This is a genomic window from Acidovorax sp. GW835-FHT14G06 (assembly GCF_058793595.1).
On sequence record NZ_JBXAGA010000004.1, the window covers coordinates 199,219 to 218,688 of the forward strand.

Genomic DNA, 19,470 nt, shown 5'->3' on the forward strand with positions numbered 1-19,470 from the left:
TACAATGAAGCTCCAACTATCGCAGTTGCCAATGATTGTTGGTTCAGGGCGCGTCGCCACTCGACGCGCCCTTTTTTCTTGTGCGCGCTGTTTTAATTCAATCACTTGACGCTTTCCGTTGATGAATCACATCAGAAATTTTTCCATCATTGCGCACATCGACCATGGCAAGTCGACGCTTGCCGACCGCTTGATTCAGCGGTGCGGAGGTCTTGCTGATCGTGAGATGGAGGCCCAGGTTCTGGACTCGATGGATATCGAAAAAGAGCGTGGGATAACCATCAAGGCGCAGACCGCTGCGCTGCAGTACAAGGCCCAGGATGGGCAGGTCTACAACCTCAACTTGATCGACACGCCAGGGCATGTGGACTTCTCGTATGAGGTGAGTCGTTCGTTGTCTGCATGTGAGGGTGCGCTGTTGGTGGTGGATGCATCGCAAGGGGTAGAAGCGCAGACTGTGGCCAACTGCTACACCGCTCTGGACCTGGGTGTAGAAGTGGTGCCGGTGCTCAACAAGATGGATCTGCCCAACGCCGATCCAGACAACGCCAAGGCCGAAATCGAAGATGTGATCGGCATTGATGCCACCGACGCGATCCCTTGCTCTGCCAAGACCGGTATGGGTATCGATGAGATTCTGGAAGCGATTGTTGCCAAGGTGCCCGCACCACGTGGCAATGCCGATGGGCCACTGCGCGCGATGATCATCGACAGTTGGTTCGATAGCTATGTGGGCGTGGTCATGCTGGTGCGTGTGGTCGATGGCCGCTTGCTCAAGGGCGAGCGCATCAAGATGATGGCCACGGGCGCGGTGTACAACGCCGACAACCTGGGGGTGTTCACGCCCGCCAACGAACCGCGAAATTCCCTCGATGCGGGGCAGGTGGGCTACATCATTGCTGGTATCAAGGAGTTGCAGGCCGCCAAGGTAGGCGACACCATCACGCTTGAAAAGAAGCTCCCCAACAATGCAGGGCCCGCAACTGAAGCGCTGCCGGGTTTCAAGGAAATCCAGCCCCAGGTGTTTGCAGGTCTTTACCCCACCGAAGCCAGCGAGTACGACTCGTTGCGCGACGCGCTAGAGAAACTCAAGCTCAACGACGCCTCACTGCACTACGAGCCCGAGGTGAGTCAGGCGCTGGGATTTGGTTTCCGCTGTGGTTTCCTCGGACTGTTGCACATGGAGATCGTGCAAGAGCGACTGGAGCGCGAATTCGACCAGGACCTCATCACGACCGCCCCCAGTGTGGTTTATGAGGTGGTCAAGGCCGACGGCGAAGTGATCATGGTCGAGAACCCTTCCAAGATGCCTGACCAGGGGCGCCTGGAGGAAATCCGCGAGCCCATCGTGACGGTCCATCTGTACATGCCGCAGGACTATGTGGGCCCGGTGATGACGCTTGCCAACCAGAAGCGTGGTGTGCAAATGAATATGGCATATCACGGTCGCCAAGTGATGCTCACTTACGAAATGCCACTCGGCGAAATCGTGCTCGACTTCTTCGACAAGCTCAAATCGGTCTCGCGTGGCTATGCCTCCATGGACTATGAGTTCAAGGAGTACCGTGCCTCCGATGTGGTGAAGGTCGATATCCTGCTCAACGGCGAAAAGGTGGATGCCTTGTCCATCATCGTGCACCGCTCGCAGTCGCAGTACCGCGGCCGCGCGGTGGTCGCCAAGATGCGCGAGATCATCAGCCGTCAGATGTACGACGTGGCCATACAGGCGGCCATCGGGGCCAACATCATTGCGCGCGAGACCATCAAGGCATTGCGCAAGAACGTGTTGGCCAAATGTTATGGGGGCGACATCACCCGCAAACGCAAGCTTCTTGAGAAGCAGAAAGCAGGCAAAAAGCGCATGAAGCAGATCGGATCGGTCGAGGTGCCTCAAGAGGCGTTCCTGGCCATTTTGCAGGTGGAAGACTGATGCAATTCATGCAAATTTTGACGTCGCTGGTACTGACGGCCTTCGTCGGCTACATCGGTGCCTGGTATACCGGCGCTATCGAGGGCAACTTCGCGCTGCTCCTGTTTCTGGCGACGGTTGTCACCGGCGTCTACTGGCTGGCAGAGCGCATGTATTTTCTGCCCCGGCGGCGCCAAGCAGCGCAGGCCATCGAGGATGCTGCCACCGAGCGGCGTGCAGAGCTGGACCGCATGGGCATCCAGAAGGTGGATGTGGATGTACAGGAAGCCAAGGGCCGCATTCTCATGCAACCTTGGTGGTTGGACTGGACAGCTGGGCTGTTCCCGGTGATCGCGGCTGTGTTCTTCTTGCGCTCGTTTCTTTTCGAGCCCTTCAAGATTCCATCGGGCTCCATGATCCCAACCCTGCTCGTGGGCGACCTGATTTTGGTGAACAAATTCACCTATGGCATTCGGTTGCCTGTCATCAACACGCGCTTGACCGAGGGCACCGGGCCAGTGCGCGGCGATGTTCTGGTATTCCGCTATCCACCGCAGCCCAGCATGGACTACATCAAGCGTGTGGTGGGGGTGCCGGGCGATGAGGTGGCCTATATCAACAAGCGCCTCACCATCAACGGTAAAGCTGTTGACACCAAGGCATTGCCAGACTTCTTTGAAGAAGACTCGATGCGGTATTTCAAGCAATTTGAAGAGCAGCTGGGAGACCAGCCGCACCGGCTGTTGAACAACCCTGATGTGCCTGCCTTCGTGCAAGGGGCCAGCAATTTTGCCTATCGCGAAAACTGCCGCTACAGTGTGGAAGGTGTCACTTGCAAGGTGCCGGACGGGCACTACTTCATGATGGGCGACAACCGCGACAACTCGCTGGATTCCCGTTACTGGGGGTTTGTGCCGGAGGGCAACATCGTGGGCAAGGCCTTTTTTGTCTGGATGAATTTCGGTAATCTCAAGCGTATCGGCCCGTTCCATTGAGTGCGGGCGATTGCAAATTACATTGAGGGGGTGATTGATGAAGACATATCGCACTGCAAGCCGCTCAAGCCAACGCGGGCTGTCGTTTTTCGGGTTGATTTTTGTGGGGGTGATGGCTGTAGCCGCGTTTGCCATTGGCGGACAGTCGGTGCCGATCTTTCTGGAGTACGTATCTGCGAAGAAGGCCATTGAGAAGGCCAAGGTGGAGAGTACGGTGCCCGGGGTGCGCGCAGCGTTTGATCGTGCTGCGGCCATTGATGACATCAAGTCCATCAAGGGGTCTGACCTTGAGGTGACAAAGCGTGGCGACAAGGTGGTGGTGTCGTTCAAATACTCGCGCGAGATTGCTCTGGCGGGTCCAGCTTATCTGGTCTACCGCTTTGAAGCGCAGACCAACTAGGTGCAGCCCGGTCTTTTAGCGCTGCAGGGCCGCCTGCAGCATGTGTTTGCCGATCCTTCGCTGCTCCAGCGTGCCACCACGCACCGCAGTTTCTCAGCGGACCACAACGAGCGGCTTGAATTCCTGGGCGACTCCGTTTTGAACCTGGCGGTGGCCAGCCTGCTGTACCAGCGATTGTCAGAATTGCCAGAAGGCGATCTTTCGCGGGTGCGTGCCAACCTGGTCAAGCAGGACACCCTTCACCAGCTGGCCCTGCGGCTCAAAGTGTCCGAAGTGTTGCGTCTGGGCGAGGGTGAAGCCAAGTCGGGGGGGCAGCAGCGTCCTTCCATACTGGCGGACGCGTTGGAGGCCCTGATTGGGGCGGTGTATCTGGATGCTGGCTACGCCAGCGCAGAAGCGCTGGTGCACCGCCTTTTTCAGGGTGTGGAGATCAACCCGCAGATGCAGGCTGCGTCCAAGGACGCCAAAACCGCGTTGCAGGAGTGGCTCCAGGGTCGCAAAATGAAGCTGCCGCAGTACAAAGTGGTGGCGACGGTGGGTGCGGCCCACCGCCAGACCTTCGACGTCGAGTGCGATATTCCCGAACTGGGCCTGAGCGAGCGTGGCATTGGCGGTTCACGCAGGGCGGGTGAGCAAGCTGCCGCTGCAGCCATGCTGGCCACATTGAAAGCAAAGAATTTATGAATGACGCTACCAAAGATGTAGCTACTGACGCTGGTGCTGAAGGCGCCCCGGTGCAAAACGATCTGGAAGCCATGCTGGCTGCTGCGGGGGCTCCGGCTGCCGTGCCTGGCCAACGCTGTGGCGTGATCGCTATTGTTGGCAAGCCCAACGTGGGCAAGTCCACCCTGCTCAATGCCCTGGTGGGGCAGAAGATCAGCATCACCTCGCGCAAGGCGCAGACCACGCGCCACCGCATCACGGGCATTCGCACTCTGGAGCAGACGCAGTTCATTTTTGTGGACACCCCGGGCTTCCAGACCCGGCATGCCACCGCGCTCAACAAGTCGCTGAACAAGACCGTGATGGGTGCGATTGGCGACGTGGACCTGATCCTCTTTGTGGTGGAAGCCGGCAACTTCACCCTGGCTGACGCCAAAGTGCTGTCGCTGTTCAAACCGGGTATTCCCACGCTATTGCTGGCCAACAAGCTGGACATGGTGCACCGCCGTGCAGAGCTTGCCCCCTGGCTCAAGAGCATGCAGGAGCGCCACCCGTTTGCCGAGTTCGTGCCCATGTCGGCCAAGAACAAGGGCGACATCGAGCGCTTGTTTGGCATCTGCGCCAAATACCTGCCCGAGCAGGCCTGGTGGTACGGCGAGGACGAACTGACCGACCGCAGCGAGAAGTTCCTGGCCTCCGAAACCGTGCGCGAGAAGCTGTTTCGCTTCACGGGCGACGAACTGCCATATACCTCGACCGTGGTCATCGACAAGTTCGAGGAGGAAAAGAGCAAGCAGCACAAGCGCCTGGTCAAGATCGCCGCCACCATCGTGGTTGAGCGTGACAACCACAAGATGATGGTCATCGGTGACAAGGGCGAGCGCTTGAAGCGCATTGGCACCGAGGCCCGTCAGGAGCTGGAAAAGCTCATGGATGCCAAGGTGTTCCTGGAGCTGTGGGTCAAGGTCCGCTCTGGCTGGGCTGACGACGAAGCCCGTGTACGCTCCTTTGGCTACGAGTGAGTTCTGAACCCTGATCTTTCTGCCTGGCTGCCAGCCCACACGACGGCAGGTGTCAGTGGCGGTCCTATCACACCACCCCTTCCAGCAGCACCGTGGCCGTTGCCAAGCGCATCTCCGATGAACCCGCGTTCGTGCTGCACAGCTACGACTGGAGTGAATCCAGCCTGATCCTGGAGGTCTTCTGCCGCCGGCAAGGGCGAACCGCGCTGGTGGCCAAAGGGGCCAAGAAGCCCAGCTCCAACTTTCGCCCGGTGCTGCTGCCGCTGCAGCCCTTGCTGGTGACCTATACGCTCACGGGCGATGGCCATGCGGACATCCACACGCTCAAGGGCGCCGAATGGGTGGGGGGGCATGTGATGCCCACGGGCGATGCTCTGCTGTCGGGCATGTACCTCAACGAGCTGCTGCTGCGCCTGATGGCAAGGGCAGACCCGCACCCGGCATTGTTTGATGCCTACGCCGGGGTGGTGCGCGTGCTGGCCAGCGAACACGGCGATGCGCTGGAGGCGGTACTGCGCAGTTTTGAGCTCCTCCTCCTGCGCGAGATCGGCTTGTTGCCAGGCCTGGATGTGCAGACCATGACCTTCGCCCCTCTGAAACCCGATACCCGCTACACGCTGGTGCCCGAAGGGGGCTTGCGCGCGGCATCTGCAGCGGACCGCGCGGGCCTGCTGGGAAACCAGTGGCTGGCTTTGCAGCGTGGCCTGGATGATGTGGCCAGCTACACCGCCACCTTGCGCGCATGTGCCCCCGTGGCGACCGAACTCAAGCCGCAGCTGCGCGCCCTGCTGCAATACCATTGCGGCAGCCCGACGCTGCGTACCCGCCAGCTCATGATCGATTTGCAGGCCCTATGAATCCATCCTCCCACTCTCTCCAGCGCACCGCTTTGTCCGTGAACGTCAACAAGGTGGCCTTGGTACGCAACACGCGACACCTGGGCATTCCCAGCGTCACCCGCGCCGCCGAGTTGTGCCTGCAAGCGGGTGCGCAGGGCATCACGGTGCACCCCCGGCCCGACGAACGCCATATCCGCAGCCAGGACGTGCATGAGCTGGCGACGCTGATGAAGGCCTGGCCCGACCGCGAATTCAACATCGAGGGCAACCCGTCGCAGAATCTGATGGACTTCATCCGCCAGGTTCGCCCGCACCAGGCGACCTTTGTGCCCGACAGCGAAGACCAGTTCACCAGCGACCATGGCTGGAACTTTCCGCAAGATGCCGAGCGGCTGGCGCCCCTGGTGGCCGAATGCAAGGCGCTGGGCGTGCGCGTGAGCCTCTTCATGGACCCGGTGCCCGAGCAGATGGCAGCTGCCAAGGCCGTGGGAGCTGACCGGGTGGAGCTGTACACCGAGCCCTATGCCGCTGCCTGGGGCTCGGCGCAGCAGGCGGCCGAGCTCAAACGCTATGCCGCAGCCGCCCAGGCTGCGCGGGATGTCGGATTGGGCGTCAACGCTGGCCATGACCTCAACCGGGACAACCTTGCGGCTTTTGTGCGCGAAGTGCCGGGCGTTCTGGAGGTCTCGATTGGCCATGCGCTGATTGCCGATGCGCTGGAGCTGGGCTACGCAGCGACGGTGCAGGCGTACCTGGAGTGCATTGCCCAAGGGTTTGCAAGTGCTGATAACTCCTGATTTGATAGCTTTCGGTGCATATTCATCTAGCGCTACCGGTTGTTTTTACTGATATTTCATGATCTACGGCATCGGCACTGACATCTGCGACGTGCGTCGCATTGCGGCCAGCCTGGTGCGCCACGGCGACCGGTTTGCCGAAAAGGTGCTGGCCGAGGGCGAACTGGCCACCTGGCGCGAACGCAGCGCGCGCTGGCCCGACCGGGGTTTGCGTTATCTGGCCACGCGGTTCTCTGCCAAGGAGGCTTTCAGCAAGGCGATCGGCCTGGGCATGCGCATGCCCATGACATGGCGTCACTGCGAGGTGGCCAAACTGCGCAGTGGCCAGCCCGTGATCGTGCTGCACGGCGCGCTGAAGGACTGGTTTGAGGCCCAAGGCCTGCAGGCGCACTTGAGCGTGACCGATGAGACCGACTATGCCGCCAGCTTCTGCGTGGTAGAGAAAATTCAAGCCAAATAGCACTGAAGCGCTCGATTTATATGTGCTGGTAGCTATTGATAATGTAGCAAATTGACCTTGGAACGTCCCATGACTGAACACGCCCCCCTCATCCTCGACGTCGCTGGCACCACCCTCAATGCCGATGACCGCCGCCGCCTGGCGCACCCACTCACGGGTGGTGTCATCCTGTTTGCCCGCAACTGGGAAAACCGCGCACAGCTGCTGCAGCTCACCAGCAGCATCAAGGCGGTGCGCGACGACCTGCTGATCTGTGTGGACCACGAAGGCGGCCGCGTGCAGCGCTTTCGCACCGATGGTTTCACCCATCTGCCGCCCATGCGCGCGCTGGGACAGATGTGGATGGATGACGGCAAGGGCGCCAAGGCTGTGCCCGGCAGCGGCGCCCTGCGCGCCACCAATGCGGCCACGGCGGCGGGTTATGTGCTGGGTACCGAATTGCGCGCCTGCGGTGTGGACTTCAGCTTCACGCCCGTGCTCGACCTGGATTGGGGCGAAAGCGGAGTGATCGGAGACCGGTCCTTCCACCGCGACCCCCGTGTGGTGGCGCTGCTGGCCAAGAGCCTCATGCACGGCCTGCTGCAGGCGGGCATGGCCAACTGTGGCAAGCACTTTCCTGGCCACGGCTTTGTCAAGGCCGACTCGCACACCGAGGTGCCTGTGGACAAGCGCAGCCTCAAGGCGATCCTGGCCGACGACGCCGCGCCGTACCCCTGGCTCAGCAGCACGCTCACCAGCGTGATGCCTGCCCATGTGATCTACCCCAAGGTGGACAGCCGCCCCGCCGGTTTTTCGCAGCGCTGGCTGCAGGACATCCTGCGCCGCCAGATGCGTTTTGACGGCGCCATCTTCAGCGACGACCTCAGCATGGAAGGGGCCCGCCGCCTGGACGGCCAGGTGGTCAGCTACACCGATGCCGCCGTGGCGGCGTTGGAAGCGGGTTGCGACCTGGTGCTGCTGTGCAACCAGAGCGTGGGTGATGGCAAGGCGGTGGACGAACTCATCACGGGCCTTGACAACGCCCGTAACCAGGGGCGCTGGCAACCCAGTGTGGACAGCGAATCCCGCCGCCTGGCGTTGCTGCCCGAAACCCTGCCGCAAGCCTGGGATGAACTGATGTACCAGCCTGCCTACCTGCAGGCGCTGGACTTGTTGCCCTGACCTGCGTGTTTTGGTGTGTCCGGTACGGCGCCACCCCTTACGGTGCCGCGCGGCTACCCGCTAGGGCGTGTTGAAGGGCCCTGGCGTCACAGGCGTCGGTGCGGCCGGTGAGGCATTGGCTACCGCATCCGCAGTGGCCGCAGGCGGGGCAGGGGGCGGCGGCACCCCCTGAAACCTGCGCACCACGCGCTGGAACACCAGCGCATTCGGAATCTGCAGCCAAGCCACGTGACCGGCTGCTGCGCCGTGGTCTTCCAGCGTGGTGTAGAGCAGGTTGATGTCCACCACGCGCCCCTTGGCGCCGGGCTTTTCGGCAGTGTCCAGCACCTCGATGTAGTCGCCAATCCTGAAGGGCCGCACGGTGAAGATCAGCAGCGCACAGAACAGGTTGGACAACACGCTCCATGCTGCGAAAAACGCCACGGCTCCCACGGTGGCAAACCCGGTGAAGGCGGTCCAGAGCACGGTGGCCGACACCCCCATGCGCTCCAGCACCAGCAGCACGGCGCTTGCAATGATGAGCCAGCGGATCAGGCCGTTGATGGGCACCACCAACTCGTTGGGCAGTTGGTAGTGGGCACTCGCACGGCGTACCAGACGGCGCAGGGTGCGTTGCAGCAGCCACGCAGCGAACAGGATGAGCAGAATCTGCGATCCCGGGATGATGACTTCGAGCCAGTCCTGCATCCATTCGGGTAGTCGGGTTTTCAGAACTTGCATGCGGGAGACGGCGGTACGGGCGTTGCGTTCGGTCGCGTCAAACGAAAAGAAGTGGAAGAAACTCAATTGCGCAATTGCTCCACGGTGTCCATTTGCATTTCAAAACTGAAGAAGCGGTTGCGGCCCTGGGCCTTGGCAGCATAGAGCGCCTGGTCGGCACGCATGATCATGCTTTCGGCGTTGGTGCTGTCGTCTGGCACGCAGGTGGTAATGCCGCCCGACAGAGTCAGTCTGTCACCCAGCGGGGAGTCAGCGTGCGCAATCGCGCGCACCTTGAGCAGCTGCCCCAACGCGCGTGCAAAGGTCATGGCGCCCGAGCGGGGCGTGTTGGGCAGGATGAGGGCGAACTCTTCCCCTCCGTAGCGTGAGGCCACATCCCGGGGGCGCACGCAGACCTCGCGCAACAGGCGGCCTACCTCTTTCAGGCAGGCGTCGCCTTGCACATGGCCGCTGGCATCGTTGAAGAGCTTGAAGTGGTCCAGGTCGCACAGCATCAGGGTGAGCGGCGTGCCGTCACGCCGCGCGGCCAAGATCTCGTTGTGCAGGATGCGGTCGAACCCGCGGCGGTTGACGAGGCCTGTGAGGGCATCGATTTCCACCATCTCGTTGAGCCGCTGGTTGGCGGCATGCAACTCGGCCGACATCGACACCAGTCGGCGGCGCATGTCCAGCAGGCGCCGCATGGCGCGCAGCTTGGCCATCAGTACGATAGGCTTGACGGGTTTGACGAGGTAGTCGTCGCCGCCCACCTCAATGCCGCGCCAGACATCCAGCTCGTTGTCCAGGCCCGACAGGAAGATGATGGGCGTCCAGTCGCCCGCCTCGCTCTCGCGCATCTGCTGCGCCACCCAGTAGCCATCCTGGCCCGGCAGCTTGATGTCCAGCAGCACCAGATCGGGTCGATGCGTCTTGAACAGGTGTAGCGCGGCCTGACACTCGGGCGCCTCGAAGATGTCTGACACCCCTGCCCTCCGCAGTTCGGCCACCAGCGCCGCGCGCACGGAGCCCTGGTCTTCGACCACCAGCACCGAAAAAGCGTTGCCTGAGGGCAGGGGGGGCTCGTTGGAAGGGTAGGGGGCGTTGCTGGAGCTGAAGGGCACAGTGTGTCTCCTTGGTGCCTGTTGACTTGTAGAGGGGGCGGTCGCAGACCGCCCTCCGACGCAAATCAGGCCTCAGGACTCCCGGCGCAACGCAGGGAACAGAATCACGTCGCGAATGCTGGGGCTGTCAGTCAGCAGCATCATGAGGCGGTCAATACCAATGCCGCAACCCCCCGTGGGTGGCATGCCGTATTCCAGCGCGCGCACGAAATCATGGTCGTAGAACATGGCCTCGTCGTCACCGCTGTCTTTGGCGGCCACCTGGGCGTGGAAGCGCGCGGCCTGGTCTTCGGCGTCGTTCAGCTCGCTGAAGCCATTGCCGAACTCACGGCCGGTGATGTACAGCTCAAAACGCTCCGTGACCTCGGGGCGCGTGTCGTTGGCACGGGCCAGGGGCGAGATCTCAGTCGGGTGCTCCATGATGAAGGTGGGCTGCCACAGCTTGTCCTCCACCGTTTCTTCAAAGTACAGCACCTGCAGGCTGGCCAGCGTGCGGGCCGACAGCTTGTCCTTCTCTTCGGTCATGCCCAGTTTCTTGAGCGCGCTGATGAGCCAGGCGGCGTCGTCCACATGGGCACCAGCCTCGGTGTACTGGAAGATGGCTTCGCGGATGGTCAGTCGTGCAAAAGGCTGGGTCAGGTCCACCGCACGGCCCTGGTAGGTCATCTGCAGCGAGCCAGTGGCTTTGAGGGCCACTTCACGGATCAGCGTCTCGGTGAAGTCCATCAGGTCCAGGTAGTTCCAGTACGCCGCGTAGAACTCCATCATGGTGAACTCGGGGTTGTGGCGCACCGAGATACCCTCGTTGCGGTAGCTGCGGTTGATTTCGAACACGCGCTCGAAGCCGCCCACGATCAGGCGCTTCAGGTACAGCTCGGGCGCGATGCGCAGGTACATCTCCTGCTCCAAAGCATTGTGGTGCGTCACGAATGGCTTGGCATTGGCGCCGCCCGGGATGGGGTGCAGCATGGGCGTTTCGACTTCGAGGAAGCCGTGGCTCACCATGAACTCGCGCAGGCCGCTCACGGCCTTGCTGCGCGCCACGAAGCGCTTGCGGGCCTGCTCGTCGGTGATCAGGTCCACGTACCGCTGGCGGTACTTCTGTTCCTGGTCGGCCATGCCGTGGAATTTGTCGGGCAGGGGGCGCAGGCTCTTGGTCAGCAGCCGCAGGCTGGTCACCTTGACCGACAGCTCGCCGGTCTTGGTTTTCATCAGCGTACCTTCGGCGCCCACGATGTCGCCCAGGTCCCAGTGCTTGAAGGCGGCGTACAACTCTTCGCCCACCGCGTCACGGGTCACATAGAGCTGGATGCGCCCGCCCACTTCGCCCAGCGAGCCGTCCTGGATCGTCGCGAAGCTGGCCTTGCCCATCACGCGCTTGAGCATCATGCGGCCTGCCACGGAGACGTTCACTGGCGTGGCTTCCAGGGACTCGTTGGTGGCAGCGCTGTATTCCAGGTGCAACTGTGCTGCCTTGTGGCCGGGCTTGAAGTTGTTGGGGAAAGCAACGCCACCGCCGTTGGCCTGTGCCTCGCGCAGAGCGCGGAGCTTTTCGCGGCGCTCGGCGATGAGTTGGTTGTCGTCCTGAGGGGGGAGGGTTGTGGTGTTGTCAGACATGGAGAGCCGCCCGCAAATGGAGGCGTTCAGAGGCGTTGTTCGAACCAAAACCCGTGATTTTAGTTTTTTGCACGTGCCGTGGGGAGCTTGTGCCCGTCTGAGCCCGGATAATTTGCCGCATGTTCCTTAAAGCTGGCCTCCTCTCGCTGCTGTTGTTGCTGGCCAGTCGCGTATTGGGGGTGTTGCGCGAAACAGCACTGGCTGCGGCCTTTGGCAGCTCAGGCATGGCAGATGTGGCCATCGTGATGTTGACTCTGCCTGATTGGCTTGCGGGCGTGCTCGTCAGTGGTGCGTTGGCCTATGTTCTGCTGCCGCATTGGGCGAGAGAGTCGGTTGCCCAGCAAAATGCCACACAAAATCGGGTGGCCAGATACTTGCTGGGGGGGAGCATCCTGTTGGCCGGTGCGATGGTGGCTGCTCACGCTTCATTGGGGGCTTTGCTGGTGCCTGGGGTGCCTGCGTCCCTTGAGGGCTCGGTCAGTCAAGCGCTGGTCTGGAGTGCCGTTGCGTTGCCAGCTGCCATGCTGGCGGGTCTGTGGGCAACGCGGCTGCAGCATGAGAGGGATTTTCTGGGGCTGTATAGCGCGAACCTGGTGGTCAACGGTGTGTTGATCGCGGCGCTGGTCTTCTGGAGTACGCGTGGATCTGCGACGGGCGAGGGGGCGGTGCCAACGTTGGGTGTCTTTCTTTTGGTAGCGGTGTTCATCAGGCTGTTGTGGCAGGGCTGGCGCATGCGGCCGCTGTACCACCACGGCAACTCCCAAATCTCTTCTTCCGCCGCGCCTGGACCATTGCCCGGCTGGCGCATCTGGATGTGGGCGGCCTTGGGTGCAGGTCTGCCGCTGACCTTGCCCTTCGTGGCGCGTACTTTCGCCTCCGGTACGGGTGAGGGGGCTCTGGCCACCTTCAACTATGCGTGGAAACTGGTGGAGTTGCCGTTGGTTCTGGCCATCCAATTGGTCGCTTCGCTGGCTTTCCCCGCCATTGCCCACGCGTACGGGAGGCAAGCCGACTCTGACAACTCAAACGGGGAAGCAATGACATCCGCCGTACGCAGTGCCCTGATATTGGCCTGGACATTGGCCTGTGCAGCGGCAGCGGCGTTGTTGGTGGGGGCGCCCGCTATTGCCAGTGTGCTCTTCGGCTGGGGGCGCATGCACGCCTCAGCGTTGGTGCCGATTGCAGCCTGGGGTAGTGTGGGCGCCTGGGGCTTGTTGCCGCAAGCGCTTTTGGCTGTGGCTTTGACCATTTTGGCCACCGTGGGGCGCATGCGCTTTGCAGTGCTGGCCTATGCGCTGGCCCTGGCGGTCGTGCTCGTTGTTGGGGCCGTGGGTTACACGGCGGGGCATCAGCTGATGTGGGCACTCAATGCTGGGTTCCTTGCTGCTGCGGTGGTTGCCTGGGCCGCGCTGGGCATACCTGCCATACGGCGCTGGGTGCCGGTGAGAGCGTTGCTTGCGCCCTTTGTCGTGCTGATAGCCTTGGTGGCCTTGGCGCAATGGCTTGGCCTTGCGGGCGTCGGATCTTCTGCGGTTTCTGCATCAAAACAGGTTCAAGCGCTTTTTACATCTGTAGTTTCTGCTATTGTTGTTATAGCGTCCGGATGGTTCGTCGGCCCCGGATTGCGCCAGGCCCTGCGGTCATAATCCGACTCCAACCATGATGGATTTTCTGCAGATCACCAATGACCCAGATCTGGCGCGCCGTTGCGATGCGCTGCCCGGTATGCGCTTGTTTGTCGATCTGGAAAGGAATGGCAAGGCCGCACGCCAGGCTGGGCGGAACACTTTCATCAGCACGCACCAACCCGAAGATGTAGGCCGTATCAAGGCCCAGCTGCAGCGGTCGCAGCTCATGGTGCGGGTGAACCCGTTGCACGAAGGCACAGCCGTGGAGTTGGACACTGTGCTGGCGCAAGGTGCAGACTCGGTGATGCTGCCTATGTTTGATACCCCCGACGAGTTGCGCGCCTTCAGCCACATTGTGGCAGGGCGCGTTCCCATCGTTGCGCTTCTGGAGACGGCGGGTGCGCTGCATTCGCTGGAGTCTTGGGTTGATACCCCTGGTCTGCGTGAAGTGTTTGTGGGGTTGAACGACTTGCATCTGTCGCTGGGCTGCAGATTCATGTTCGAGCCCCTGGAGCAGGGCATGCTGGACAGCGTGGCACACAAGGCCCGTGCGTATGGCCTGCGCTTTGGCTTTGGCGGCATCGCACGGCTGGACGAGGGGCTTCTTCCGGGCCGTGATGTGTTGGCTGAGCATGTTCGCTTGGGCTCACAAGGCGTGATTTTGTCGCGCACTTTTCACCGGCCATATGAGCCGGGCGCAGCCCTGCACACCTTTGAGGCCGAGGTTGCAGCCCTGCGGCAGTCTGAGCAGACCTTGTCAACGCGTACGCCCGAGCAGGTCGCTGCAGACAGGCTGCGCATCAGCAGTGTGATACGTTCTATCGCAACGTCCATGTCCGTGCGGACTGTGGAGGCAGTGGATTGAAGCGGGGCGTGGATATCGTGCTTTCCTTGGTGGCGCTGCTGGTCCTGAGCCCGCTGCTGCTAGGTGCTGTGCTGGCGATTGCTTTAGAAACAGGATTCCCGGTGGTTTTCCGGCAGACCCGGCTAGGGCTGAATGGACGCGAATTTGGTATGTACAAATTTCGCAGCATGGTGACAAACGCTGCACAAATAGGCCCCTATTTCACTACCGACAAGGATCCGCGCATCACTCGCGTAGGTCGTTTCATCCGCAGCACCAGCATCGACGAGCTGCCTCAGCTTGTTAATGTGTTGAAGGGTGATATGAGCCTGGTTGGTCCGCGTCCGGATGTGCCGGCGCAGCGCAGCCTCTACACGGAAGCCGACTGGGCAGAGCGCTGCAGTGTGCGTCCCGGCGTCACGGGGCTTGCACAAGCTTTGTACCGGTCTGATGCGACTTATGAGCAGCGGCTCAACGCTGATCTGCGCTACGCCCGTGAAGCGAGCGTTTGGCTTGACCTCCAAATACTGGTCTGGACCATCAGGCGACTTGGGGGGGCGGCTTCGAATTAGTTTCGCCCTGCGGCAACGAGGAAGCTGTGCATGCTACTCTTGAAACCATGGGTTGAGGGTTCGTTACCTCGTGGTCTCGAAAGAGGTGCCTCCCTATAATCTTTCTACCCATTTTTTCGTCCAACTTCGCGCCTTTCAGCAGGTGCTTTGATCCCGTGAACCAAAGACAGAATGACTCTGTGACGCAGAGAACGCCCGTCGGCTTTAACGTGCACACGGGCTCGGATGTCGAAGCCATGCTGGAAGTGATGGGGCTTCATTCGATAGAGCAGCTGTTTGCTGATGTACCCGCGCAGGTGCGGTTGCGTCGTGCGCTCAGGTTGCCCCCCGCTCTCAGTGAATGGGAGCTCATGCGTGACGTCCGCGCCATGGCGGATATGAACGCCACAGTGCAGTCCCACTCTAGTTTCCTCGGCTGTGGTGCTTACGAGCACTACATTCCGGCAGTAGTGGATGCCATGGTCTCGCGCGGGGAGTTTTTGACCGCGTATACCCCCTATCAGCCTGAAATGAGTCAGGGTCTGCTCCAAGCGCTGTATGAGTTCCAGGTGCTGGTAGGGCGTCTTTTGGGGCAGGACTGTGTGAACTGCTCCGTCTACGACGGCGCCACCGCATTGGCCGAATCTTGCTGGATGATGTGCTCTGCCAGCGGCAAACGCCGTGTGGTGGTTGCTCAAGCTGTCTGGCAGCAATATCGCGAGGTACTCGACACCTACTTGATGCCCCGCGGCGTTCAGCTGGTGTATGTAGGACAGGATTTACACACTGGCATGGCAGACATCGCAGCGATTGCGGATATGGTCTTGGCTGGTGACGTGGCTGGTGTTGTCTTGCAAAGCCCGAATGCCTTGGGGGTGATTGAGGATGTCCAGGCGATTGCACAGGTTTGTCAATCGAACAATGTGCTGCTTGCAGTATGCGTTAATCCCTTGCTTTGCGGCTGGCTGGAAGCGCCTGGCACGCTTGGTGCAGACATCGTGGTGTGCGAAGGGCAGCCTCTGGGCTTGCCCCTGAGTGCTGGTGGGCCCTATGTTGGCATCATCGCGTGCGCCAAACCCCTTGAACGTTATCTGCCTGGTCGTCTGGTCGGCAGAGTGCATGACCTCAATGGAAAGCTTGGTTATGCATTGGTAAAGGAGGATCGAGAGCAGCATGTAGCCCGTGACAAGGCGACGAGCCACATCTGCTCCAACCAAGCCCTCAATGCTATTCGTGTGGCAATTTATCTGGCCTGTCTGGGCGAACGCAACTTCATGCGTATCGCTCAAACGAATGCAGCCAAAGCGTTACAGCTGCGTGAGCTGGTCACGGGGTTGGAGGGAGTCAAGTTACTGCGCAGCGGCGACCATTTCAACGAGTTTGCCGTCGAACTGCCAATGGATGCAGCCATGTTCTGTGCTCGCATGTGCAATCGCGGTGTTTTTGCAGGCGTGCCGATCGATAAGTTGCTCGTGGGTCATGAAAGAGGCTTGCTGATTGCCGCGACAGAGACCAAGAGTCATGCCGATTTACAGGCGTATGTGAAACACGCGAGTGCGTGCCTGCAGGAGTCCTGATATGTCAGCCACGTCTCCCTCTCAGTCCATTATTGATTTACATCGCCCTGGCTCGGCCAGCGACGTTTTTGCAGGCGGGGCTCTCATGGCACCAGTGCTGCCATCCTTTGCTCGTCAGCGCACTGCAATTGGCTTGCCCGAAGTGGGTGAAGTGGATGTCGTGCGTCACTTCACTCGCCTGAGCCAGGAATCCCATGGGGTGGACAACGGACCTTATCCACTGGGTTCGTGCACGATGAAGTACAACCCGAAGCGCAATGATGCGCTTGCTCATTTGCCTGGCTTCGAGAACGCCCATCCGATGCAGGATTCGGACACTTTGCGCGGTCTGTGGGAGTTGTATGAACGTCTTCAGGAAATGGTGAGTGAAATCACCGGCATGGACGCCTGCTGCTTGGCGCCTGCCGCTGGAGCCCATGGTGAGTTAGCGGGTCTGCTGGTAATCCGCAAACATTTTTCCCATATTGGCTCCCGACGTTCGGTGGTGTTAGTCCCTGATTCGGCCCATGGCACCAACCCCGCGTCAGCGGCCATGGCTGGGTTCGAGTGCCGGATCGTTCCTTCGGATATCAAGGGTCGCGTGGATATGGTGTCCCTGCGCGAGATGTTGACGCCTGATGTGGCAGCCTTCATGCTGACCAATCCTTCTACCTTGGGTTTGTTTGAAGATCAGATCGTGGATATCGCGGATGCCGTGCACGCCAACGGGTCACTGCTGTACTACGACGGCGCAAATCTGAATGCGTTGATGGGAATCGTCCGTCCTGGTGACATGGGGTTTGATGTGGTGCATGTGAATGTGCACAAGACGTTCTCTACGCCACATGGCGGAGGCGGCCCGGGGGCTGGCCCTGTGGCGGTGAAAGCCGCTCTTGCAGACTACTTGCCCGGCCCAGTCGTGACCCGCAAGAATGGCATTGCCCAGCCGGACAGCGATCGTTTGCTGTCCGTTGGCCGAATGAAGAGCTTTCATGGCCATGTGGGGGTGTTGCTGCGCGCCTATGGCTATCTGCGCACAATGGGGGCGCAGGGATTGCGCGAGGCTTCGGAGAATGCGGTACTCAATGCCAACTATCTGCAGCACCGGTTGGCACCCATGTTGCCGCCGGTATATCGCCAAGTCTGCAAGCATGAAACCTTGCTGTCCGGCGAAAGGCTCAATACTTCTGCTCGTCAGTTTGCCAAACGACTCATTGACTACGGCATTCATCCACCCACATTAGTGGGCGCGGGTTGCGTGTATTTCCCGGGTGATCTCAAGTCGGCCATGCTTATCGAGCCCACCGAGACTGAAACGAAAGCCAGTCTTGACCGTCAGGTTGAGATTTTCCAGCGCGTCTTCAATGAAGACGCGACAGATGAGGCATTGGTCGACAGAGCTCCCCTGAGCCGCAAGATTGCGCGACTCGATATCAAGACTTAAGGACTAGCCATGTGTGGAATAGCGGGTGTGGTTAACGCTGAAGGCGTGACCAAAGGCGACGTGTGGAAGATGATCGACAGTATCAAGTACCGCGGAGTTGATGAGCAAGGAGTCGAAGACTTGGGGGGGGCCGTTCTAGGGCATGCCCGCCTCGCCGTAGTTGATCCCGAGAATGGCATGCAGCCAATGTCGAGCACGGATGGCAAGGTCTGGGTCGTCTTCAATGGCGAGATTTTTAACTTCATCGAGTTGCGCGAACAACTAAAGGCCAAGGGTTACAAGTTCAAGTCGCGCTGCGACACCGAAGTGCTGGTGCACCTATGGTGTGAAAAGGGGGAAAAGATGCTTGACGATCTTGTCGGCATGTTCGCCTTCTTTATCTGGGACCAGCGCTCACAGACCGGTATGCTGGCCCGCGATCGCCAAGGTATCAAGCCCTGCTTTTATGCTCCGTACCAAGGCGGTATGGCATTTGCCAGTGAAATGAAAGCTATCCTTGCGCTGCCCAAATTCGAGCGCAAAGTGAATGAAGGTGCGCTGGGCAATGTATTCACCTTTAATTATTGCCCACCGCCGGAAACCTGCTTTGAGGGGATCCGCCACTTATCGCCCGGTACTTTCATCCGCTACGGTGGTGGCCACTTTTCCGAGCCCGTGCGCTACTGGAGTTGGCCGTTAGATGGGGAGCGAGTCGATGTGTCACAGGCCGACCTAGAGTGCGCCCTAGATGAAGCAGTCAATCTGCAGATGCGTTTCGATGTGGATGGTGGCCTTTTTCTCTCGGGCGGAGTGGACTCGTCGGTTGTTGCGAACCGACTAGTGCCTCAGTGGAATCGTCCTCGGCTGGATGCGATTGGACTGCGTATCGAAGACAAAGGTTTCTCAGAGTATGCCTACGCTGAGCGCGTGGCGGCGGACCTGAATATCAACCTGTGTGCACTGGATATCCGGCCTTCCGATATTCCAGAAATCGCTCATTCGGTGGTGAAGCATGCAGAGCAACCGCATGGAGATTTCTCCTTTTTCCTGTTTTACCTGCTGTCTCGCAAGGCGCACGAGATGGGCAAGATTGTCATGTTTACCGGCGACGGACCGGACGAAGTCATGCTGGGGTTCCGTCACAACGAGCAGTTCTTCTCAGAGATGACGCGTGCCAATTTTTCGATGCGCAGCTATTTCGACCTTATCAGCTACAGCACCGAAAAAGACCGAAAGCGCATGATGAATCCGACTTTTCAGCCTCATGCTGAAGGCGCGCTCGACAAGTTCATGAGCATCATCGAGCCATTTCGTGACTTAGAGCCGATGGAGCAAGTTGCTGCATATGAGCTGACGTCGCTCATGCCCGGTAACAACACTGTTAAGGGTGATCGCATGGGCGCTTGCTGGTCCATTGAAGGGCGGGCACCTTTCCTGGACCATCGGGTGAGTGAGTTGTTTGCACGTTTGCCCATAACATCCAAGTTCTATCAGGGTGTTGGTAAGTACTTCCTCAAGAAAGCGGCGGAGAGTTATTTCGACCGCGATTTTGTGTTCCGACCTAAGACTATGCCCACGCTGCCCATAGGCGACTGGATCAAAGGTCCGCTATATCAATGGGCGCGGGAGGTTCTTGCGCTGCCCGACGGTGGGCGTTTTGATCGTAGTGAACTGCAGGTCATGCTGGATGAGCACCGCAGCGGTCTGCACAATCACACCAAGCAACTGCGCACCGTGCTCATGGCCAAGCTTTGGCTACAAGAGTTCTTTCCCGAAAACAATTAA

18 protein-coding genes are annotated in these 19,470 nt (G+C 60.1%); 15 read left to right on the forward strand and 3 right to left on the reverse strand.

Annotation, left to right across the window (positions count from 1 at the left end; translation table 11 throughout):
• The first annotated feature begins 121 nt into the window (after nt 1-121).
• The 9 genes from lepA (at nt 122) to nagZ (ending at nt 8,246) form a co-directional block, all read left to right on the forward strand.
• A complete protein-coding gene (gene lepA / locus AC1Q64_RS08235) occupies nt 122-1,930 on the forward strand; it encodes a translation elongation factor 4 (protein WP_121943428.1) in 1,809 nt (602 codons plus the stop codon).
• Nucleotides 1,930-2,904, forward strand: a complete 975-nt coding sequence (lepB, locus tag AC1Q64_RS08240; protein WP_492251004.1) for a signal peptidase I — start codon at nt 1,930-1,932, stop codon at nt 2,902-2,904. Before lepA ends, lepB begins: the two co-directional genes overlap by 1 nt.
• Before the next feature lie 37 nt (nt 2,905-2,941).
• Entirely contained in the window at nt 2,942-3,304 is a 363-nt protein-coding gene (locus tag AC1Q64_RS08245) for a DUF4845 domain-containing protein (RefSeq protein ID WP_291432728.1), read from the forward strand.
• Nucleotides 3,305-3,988 carry a ribonuclease III gene (gene rnc, locus AC1Q64_RS08250; protein WP_492251005.1) on the forward strand — a complete coding sequence of 228 codons (684 nt, stop codon included), beginning with the start codon at nt 3,305-3,307 and terminating at the stop codon, nt 3,986-3,988.
• Nucleotides 3,985-4,989, forward strand: coding sequence for a GTPase Era (gene era / locus AC1Q64_RS08255; RefSeq protein ID WP_291432726.1), 1,005 nt, complete (start codon nt 3,985-3,987; stop codon nt 4,987-4,989). The genes rnc and era overlap by 4 nt, the downstream gene beginning before the upstream one ends.
• 92 nt (nt 4,990-5,081) lie before the next feature.
• Nucleotides 5,082-5,846: a DNA repair protein RecO gene (recO, locus tag AC1Q64_RS08260; protein WP_291432725.1), complete on the forward strand. Its 765-nt coding sequence runs from the start codon at nt 5,082-5,084 to the stop codon at nt 5,844-5,846.
• Entirely contained in the window at nt 5,843-6,625 is a 783-nt protein-coding gene (locus AC1Q64_RS08265) for a pyridoxine 5'-phosphate synthase (RefSeq protein WP_492251006.1), read from the forward strand. Before recO ends, AC1Q64_RS08265 begins: the two co-directional genes overlap by 4 nt.
• Nucleotides 6,626-6,683: 58 nt before the next feature.
• Nucleotides 6,684-7,085, forward strand: coding sequence for a holo-ACP synthase (gene acpS, locus AC1Q64_RS08270; RefSeq protein ID WP_492251007.1), 402 nt, complete (start codon nt 6,684-6,686; stop codon nt 7,083-7,085).
• 69 nt (nt 7,086-7,154) lie between these two features.
• Entirely contained in the window at nt 7,155-8,246 is a 1,092-nt protein-coding gene (gene nagZ, locus AC1Q64_RS08275; RefSeq protein ID WP_492251008.1) for a beta-N-acetylhexosaminidase, read from the forward strand.
• A 60-nt stretch (nt 8,247-8,306) separates the two neighbouring features.
• Here nagZ and AC1Q64_RS08280 read toward each other — a convergent pair whose 3' ends face one another.
• The 3 genes from AC1Q64_RS08280 to lysS form a co-directional block, all read right to left on the reverse strand.
• Nucleotides 8,307-8,966: a mechanosensitive ion channel family protein gene (locus tag AC1Q64_RS08280; protein WP_492251009.1), complete on the reverse strand. Its 660-nt coding sequence runs from the start codon at nt 8,964-8,966 to the stop codon at nt 8,307-8,309.
• A 62-nt stretch (nt 8,967-9,028) separates the two neighbouring features.
• Nucleotides 9,029-10,018, reverse strand: coding sequence for a GGDEF domain-containing response regulator (locus tag AC1Q64_RS08285; protein WP_492251137.1), 990 nt, complete (start codon nt 10,016-10,018; stop codon nt 9,029-9,031).
• A gap of 120 nt (nt 10,019-10,138) precedes the next feature.
• Entirely contained in the window at nt 10,139-11,683 is a 1,545-nt protein-coding gene (gene lysS / locus AC1Q64_RS08290; protein ID WP_492251010.1) for a lysine--tRNA ligase, read from the reverse strand.
• 119 nt (nt 11,684-11,802) lie between these two features.
• On the opposite strand from lysS, the gene AC1Q64_RS08295 reads away from it, so the two are divergent.
• From AC1Q64_RS08295 to asnB, 6 genes are all read left to right on the forward strand, one after another.
• Entirely contained in the window at nt 11,803-13,329 is a 1,527-nt protein-coding gene (locus tag AC1Q64_RS08295; RefSeq protein ID WP_492251011.1) for a lipid II flippase MurJ, read from the forward strand.
• Nucleotides 13,330-13,342: 13 nt separating this feature from the next.
• On the forward strand, nt 13,343-14,176 hold the full coding sequence (locus AC1Q64_RS08300; protein WP_492251012.1) for an aldolase/citrate lyase family protein: 834 nt from the start codon (nt 13,343-13,345) through the stop codon (nt 14,174-14,176).
• A gap of 8 nt (nt 14,177-14,184) precedes the next feature.
• Nucleotides 14,185-14,727: a sugar transferase gene (locus AC1Q64_RS08305; RefSeq protein ID WP_492251013.1), complete on the forward strand. Its 543-nt coding sequence runs from the start codon at nt 14,185-14,187 to the stop codon at nt 14,725-14,727.
• Nucleotides 14,728-14,906: 179 nt separating this feature from the next.
• Nucleotides 14,907-16,283, forward strand: a complete 1,377-nt coding sequence (gene gcvPA / locus AC1Q64_RS08310; RefSeq protein ID WP_492251014.1) for an aminomethyl-transferring glycine dehydrogenase subunit GcvPA — start codon at nt 14,907-14,909, stop codon at nt 16,281-16,283.
• 1 nt (nt 16,284) lies between these two features.
• On the forward strand, nt 16,285-17,706 hold the full coding sequence (gene gcvPB, locus AC1Q64_RS08315) for an aminomethyl-transferring glycine dehydrogenase subunit GcvPB (protein ID WP_291432714.1): 1,422 nt from the start codon (nt 16,285-16,287) through the stop codon (nt 17,704-17,706).
• Nucleotides 17,707-17,715: 9 nt separating this feature from the next.
• Entirely contained in the window at nt 17,716-19,470 is a 1,755-nt protein-coding gene (gene asnB, locus AC1Q64_RS08320) for an asparagine synthase (glutamine-hydrolyzing) (protein ID WP_291432713.1), read from the forward strand.

Coding starts and splice junctions, on each gene's coding strand:
- lepA (WP_121943428.1), top strand. CDS start 122: ATGAATCACATCAGAAATTTTTCCATCATTGCGCACATCGACCATGGC.
- lepB (WP_492251004.1), top strand. CDS start 1,930: ATGCAATTCATGCAAATTTTGACGTCGCTGGTACTGACGGCCTTCGTC.
- AC1Q64_RS08245 (WP_291432728.1), top strand. CDS start 2,942: ATGAAGACATATCGCACTGCAAGCCGCTCAAGCCAACGCGGGCTGTCG.
- era (WP_291432726.1), top strand. CDS start 3,985: ATGAATGACGCTACCAAAGATGTAGCTACTGACGCTGGTGCTGAAGGC.
- AC1Q64_RS08265 (WP_492251006.1), top strand. CDS start 5,843: ATGAATCCATCCTCCCACTCTCTCCAGCGCACCGCTTTGTCCGTGAAC.
- acpS (WP_492251007.1), top strand. CDS start 6,684: ATGATCTACGGCATCGGCACTGACATCTGCGACGTGCGTCGCATTGCG.
- nagZ (WP_492251008.1), top strand. CDS start 7,155: ATGACTGAACACGCCCCCCTCATCCTCGACGTCGCTGGCACCACCCTC.
- AC1Q64_RS08280 (WP_492251009.1), bottom strand. CDS start 8,966: ATGCAAGTTCTGAAAACCCGACTACCCGAATGGATGCAGGACTGGCTC.
- lysS (WP_492251010.1), bottom strand. CDS start 11,683: ATGTCTGACAACACCACAACCCTCCCCCCTCAGGACGACAACCAACTC.
- AC1Q64_RS08295 (WP_492251011.1), top strand. CDS start 11,803: ATGTTCCTTAAAGCTGGCCTCCTCTCGCTGCTGTTGTTGCTGGCCAGT.
- AC1Q64_RS08300 (WP_492251012.1), top strand. CDS start 13,343: ATGATGGATTTTCTGCAGATCACCAATGACCCAGATCTGGCGCGCCGT.
- gcvPB (WP_291432714.1), top strand. CDS start 16,285: ATGTCAGCCACGTCTCCCTCTCAGTCCATTATTGATTTACATCGCCCT.
- asnB (WP_291432713.1), top strand. CDS start 17,716: ATGTGTGGAATAGCGGGTGTGGTTAACGCTGAAGGCGTGACCAAAGGC.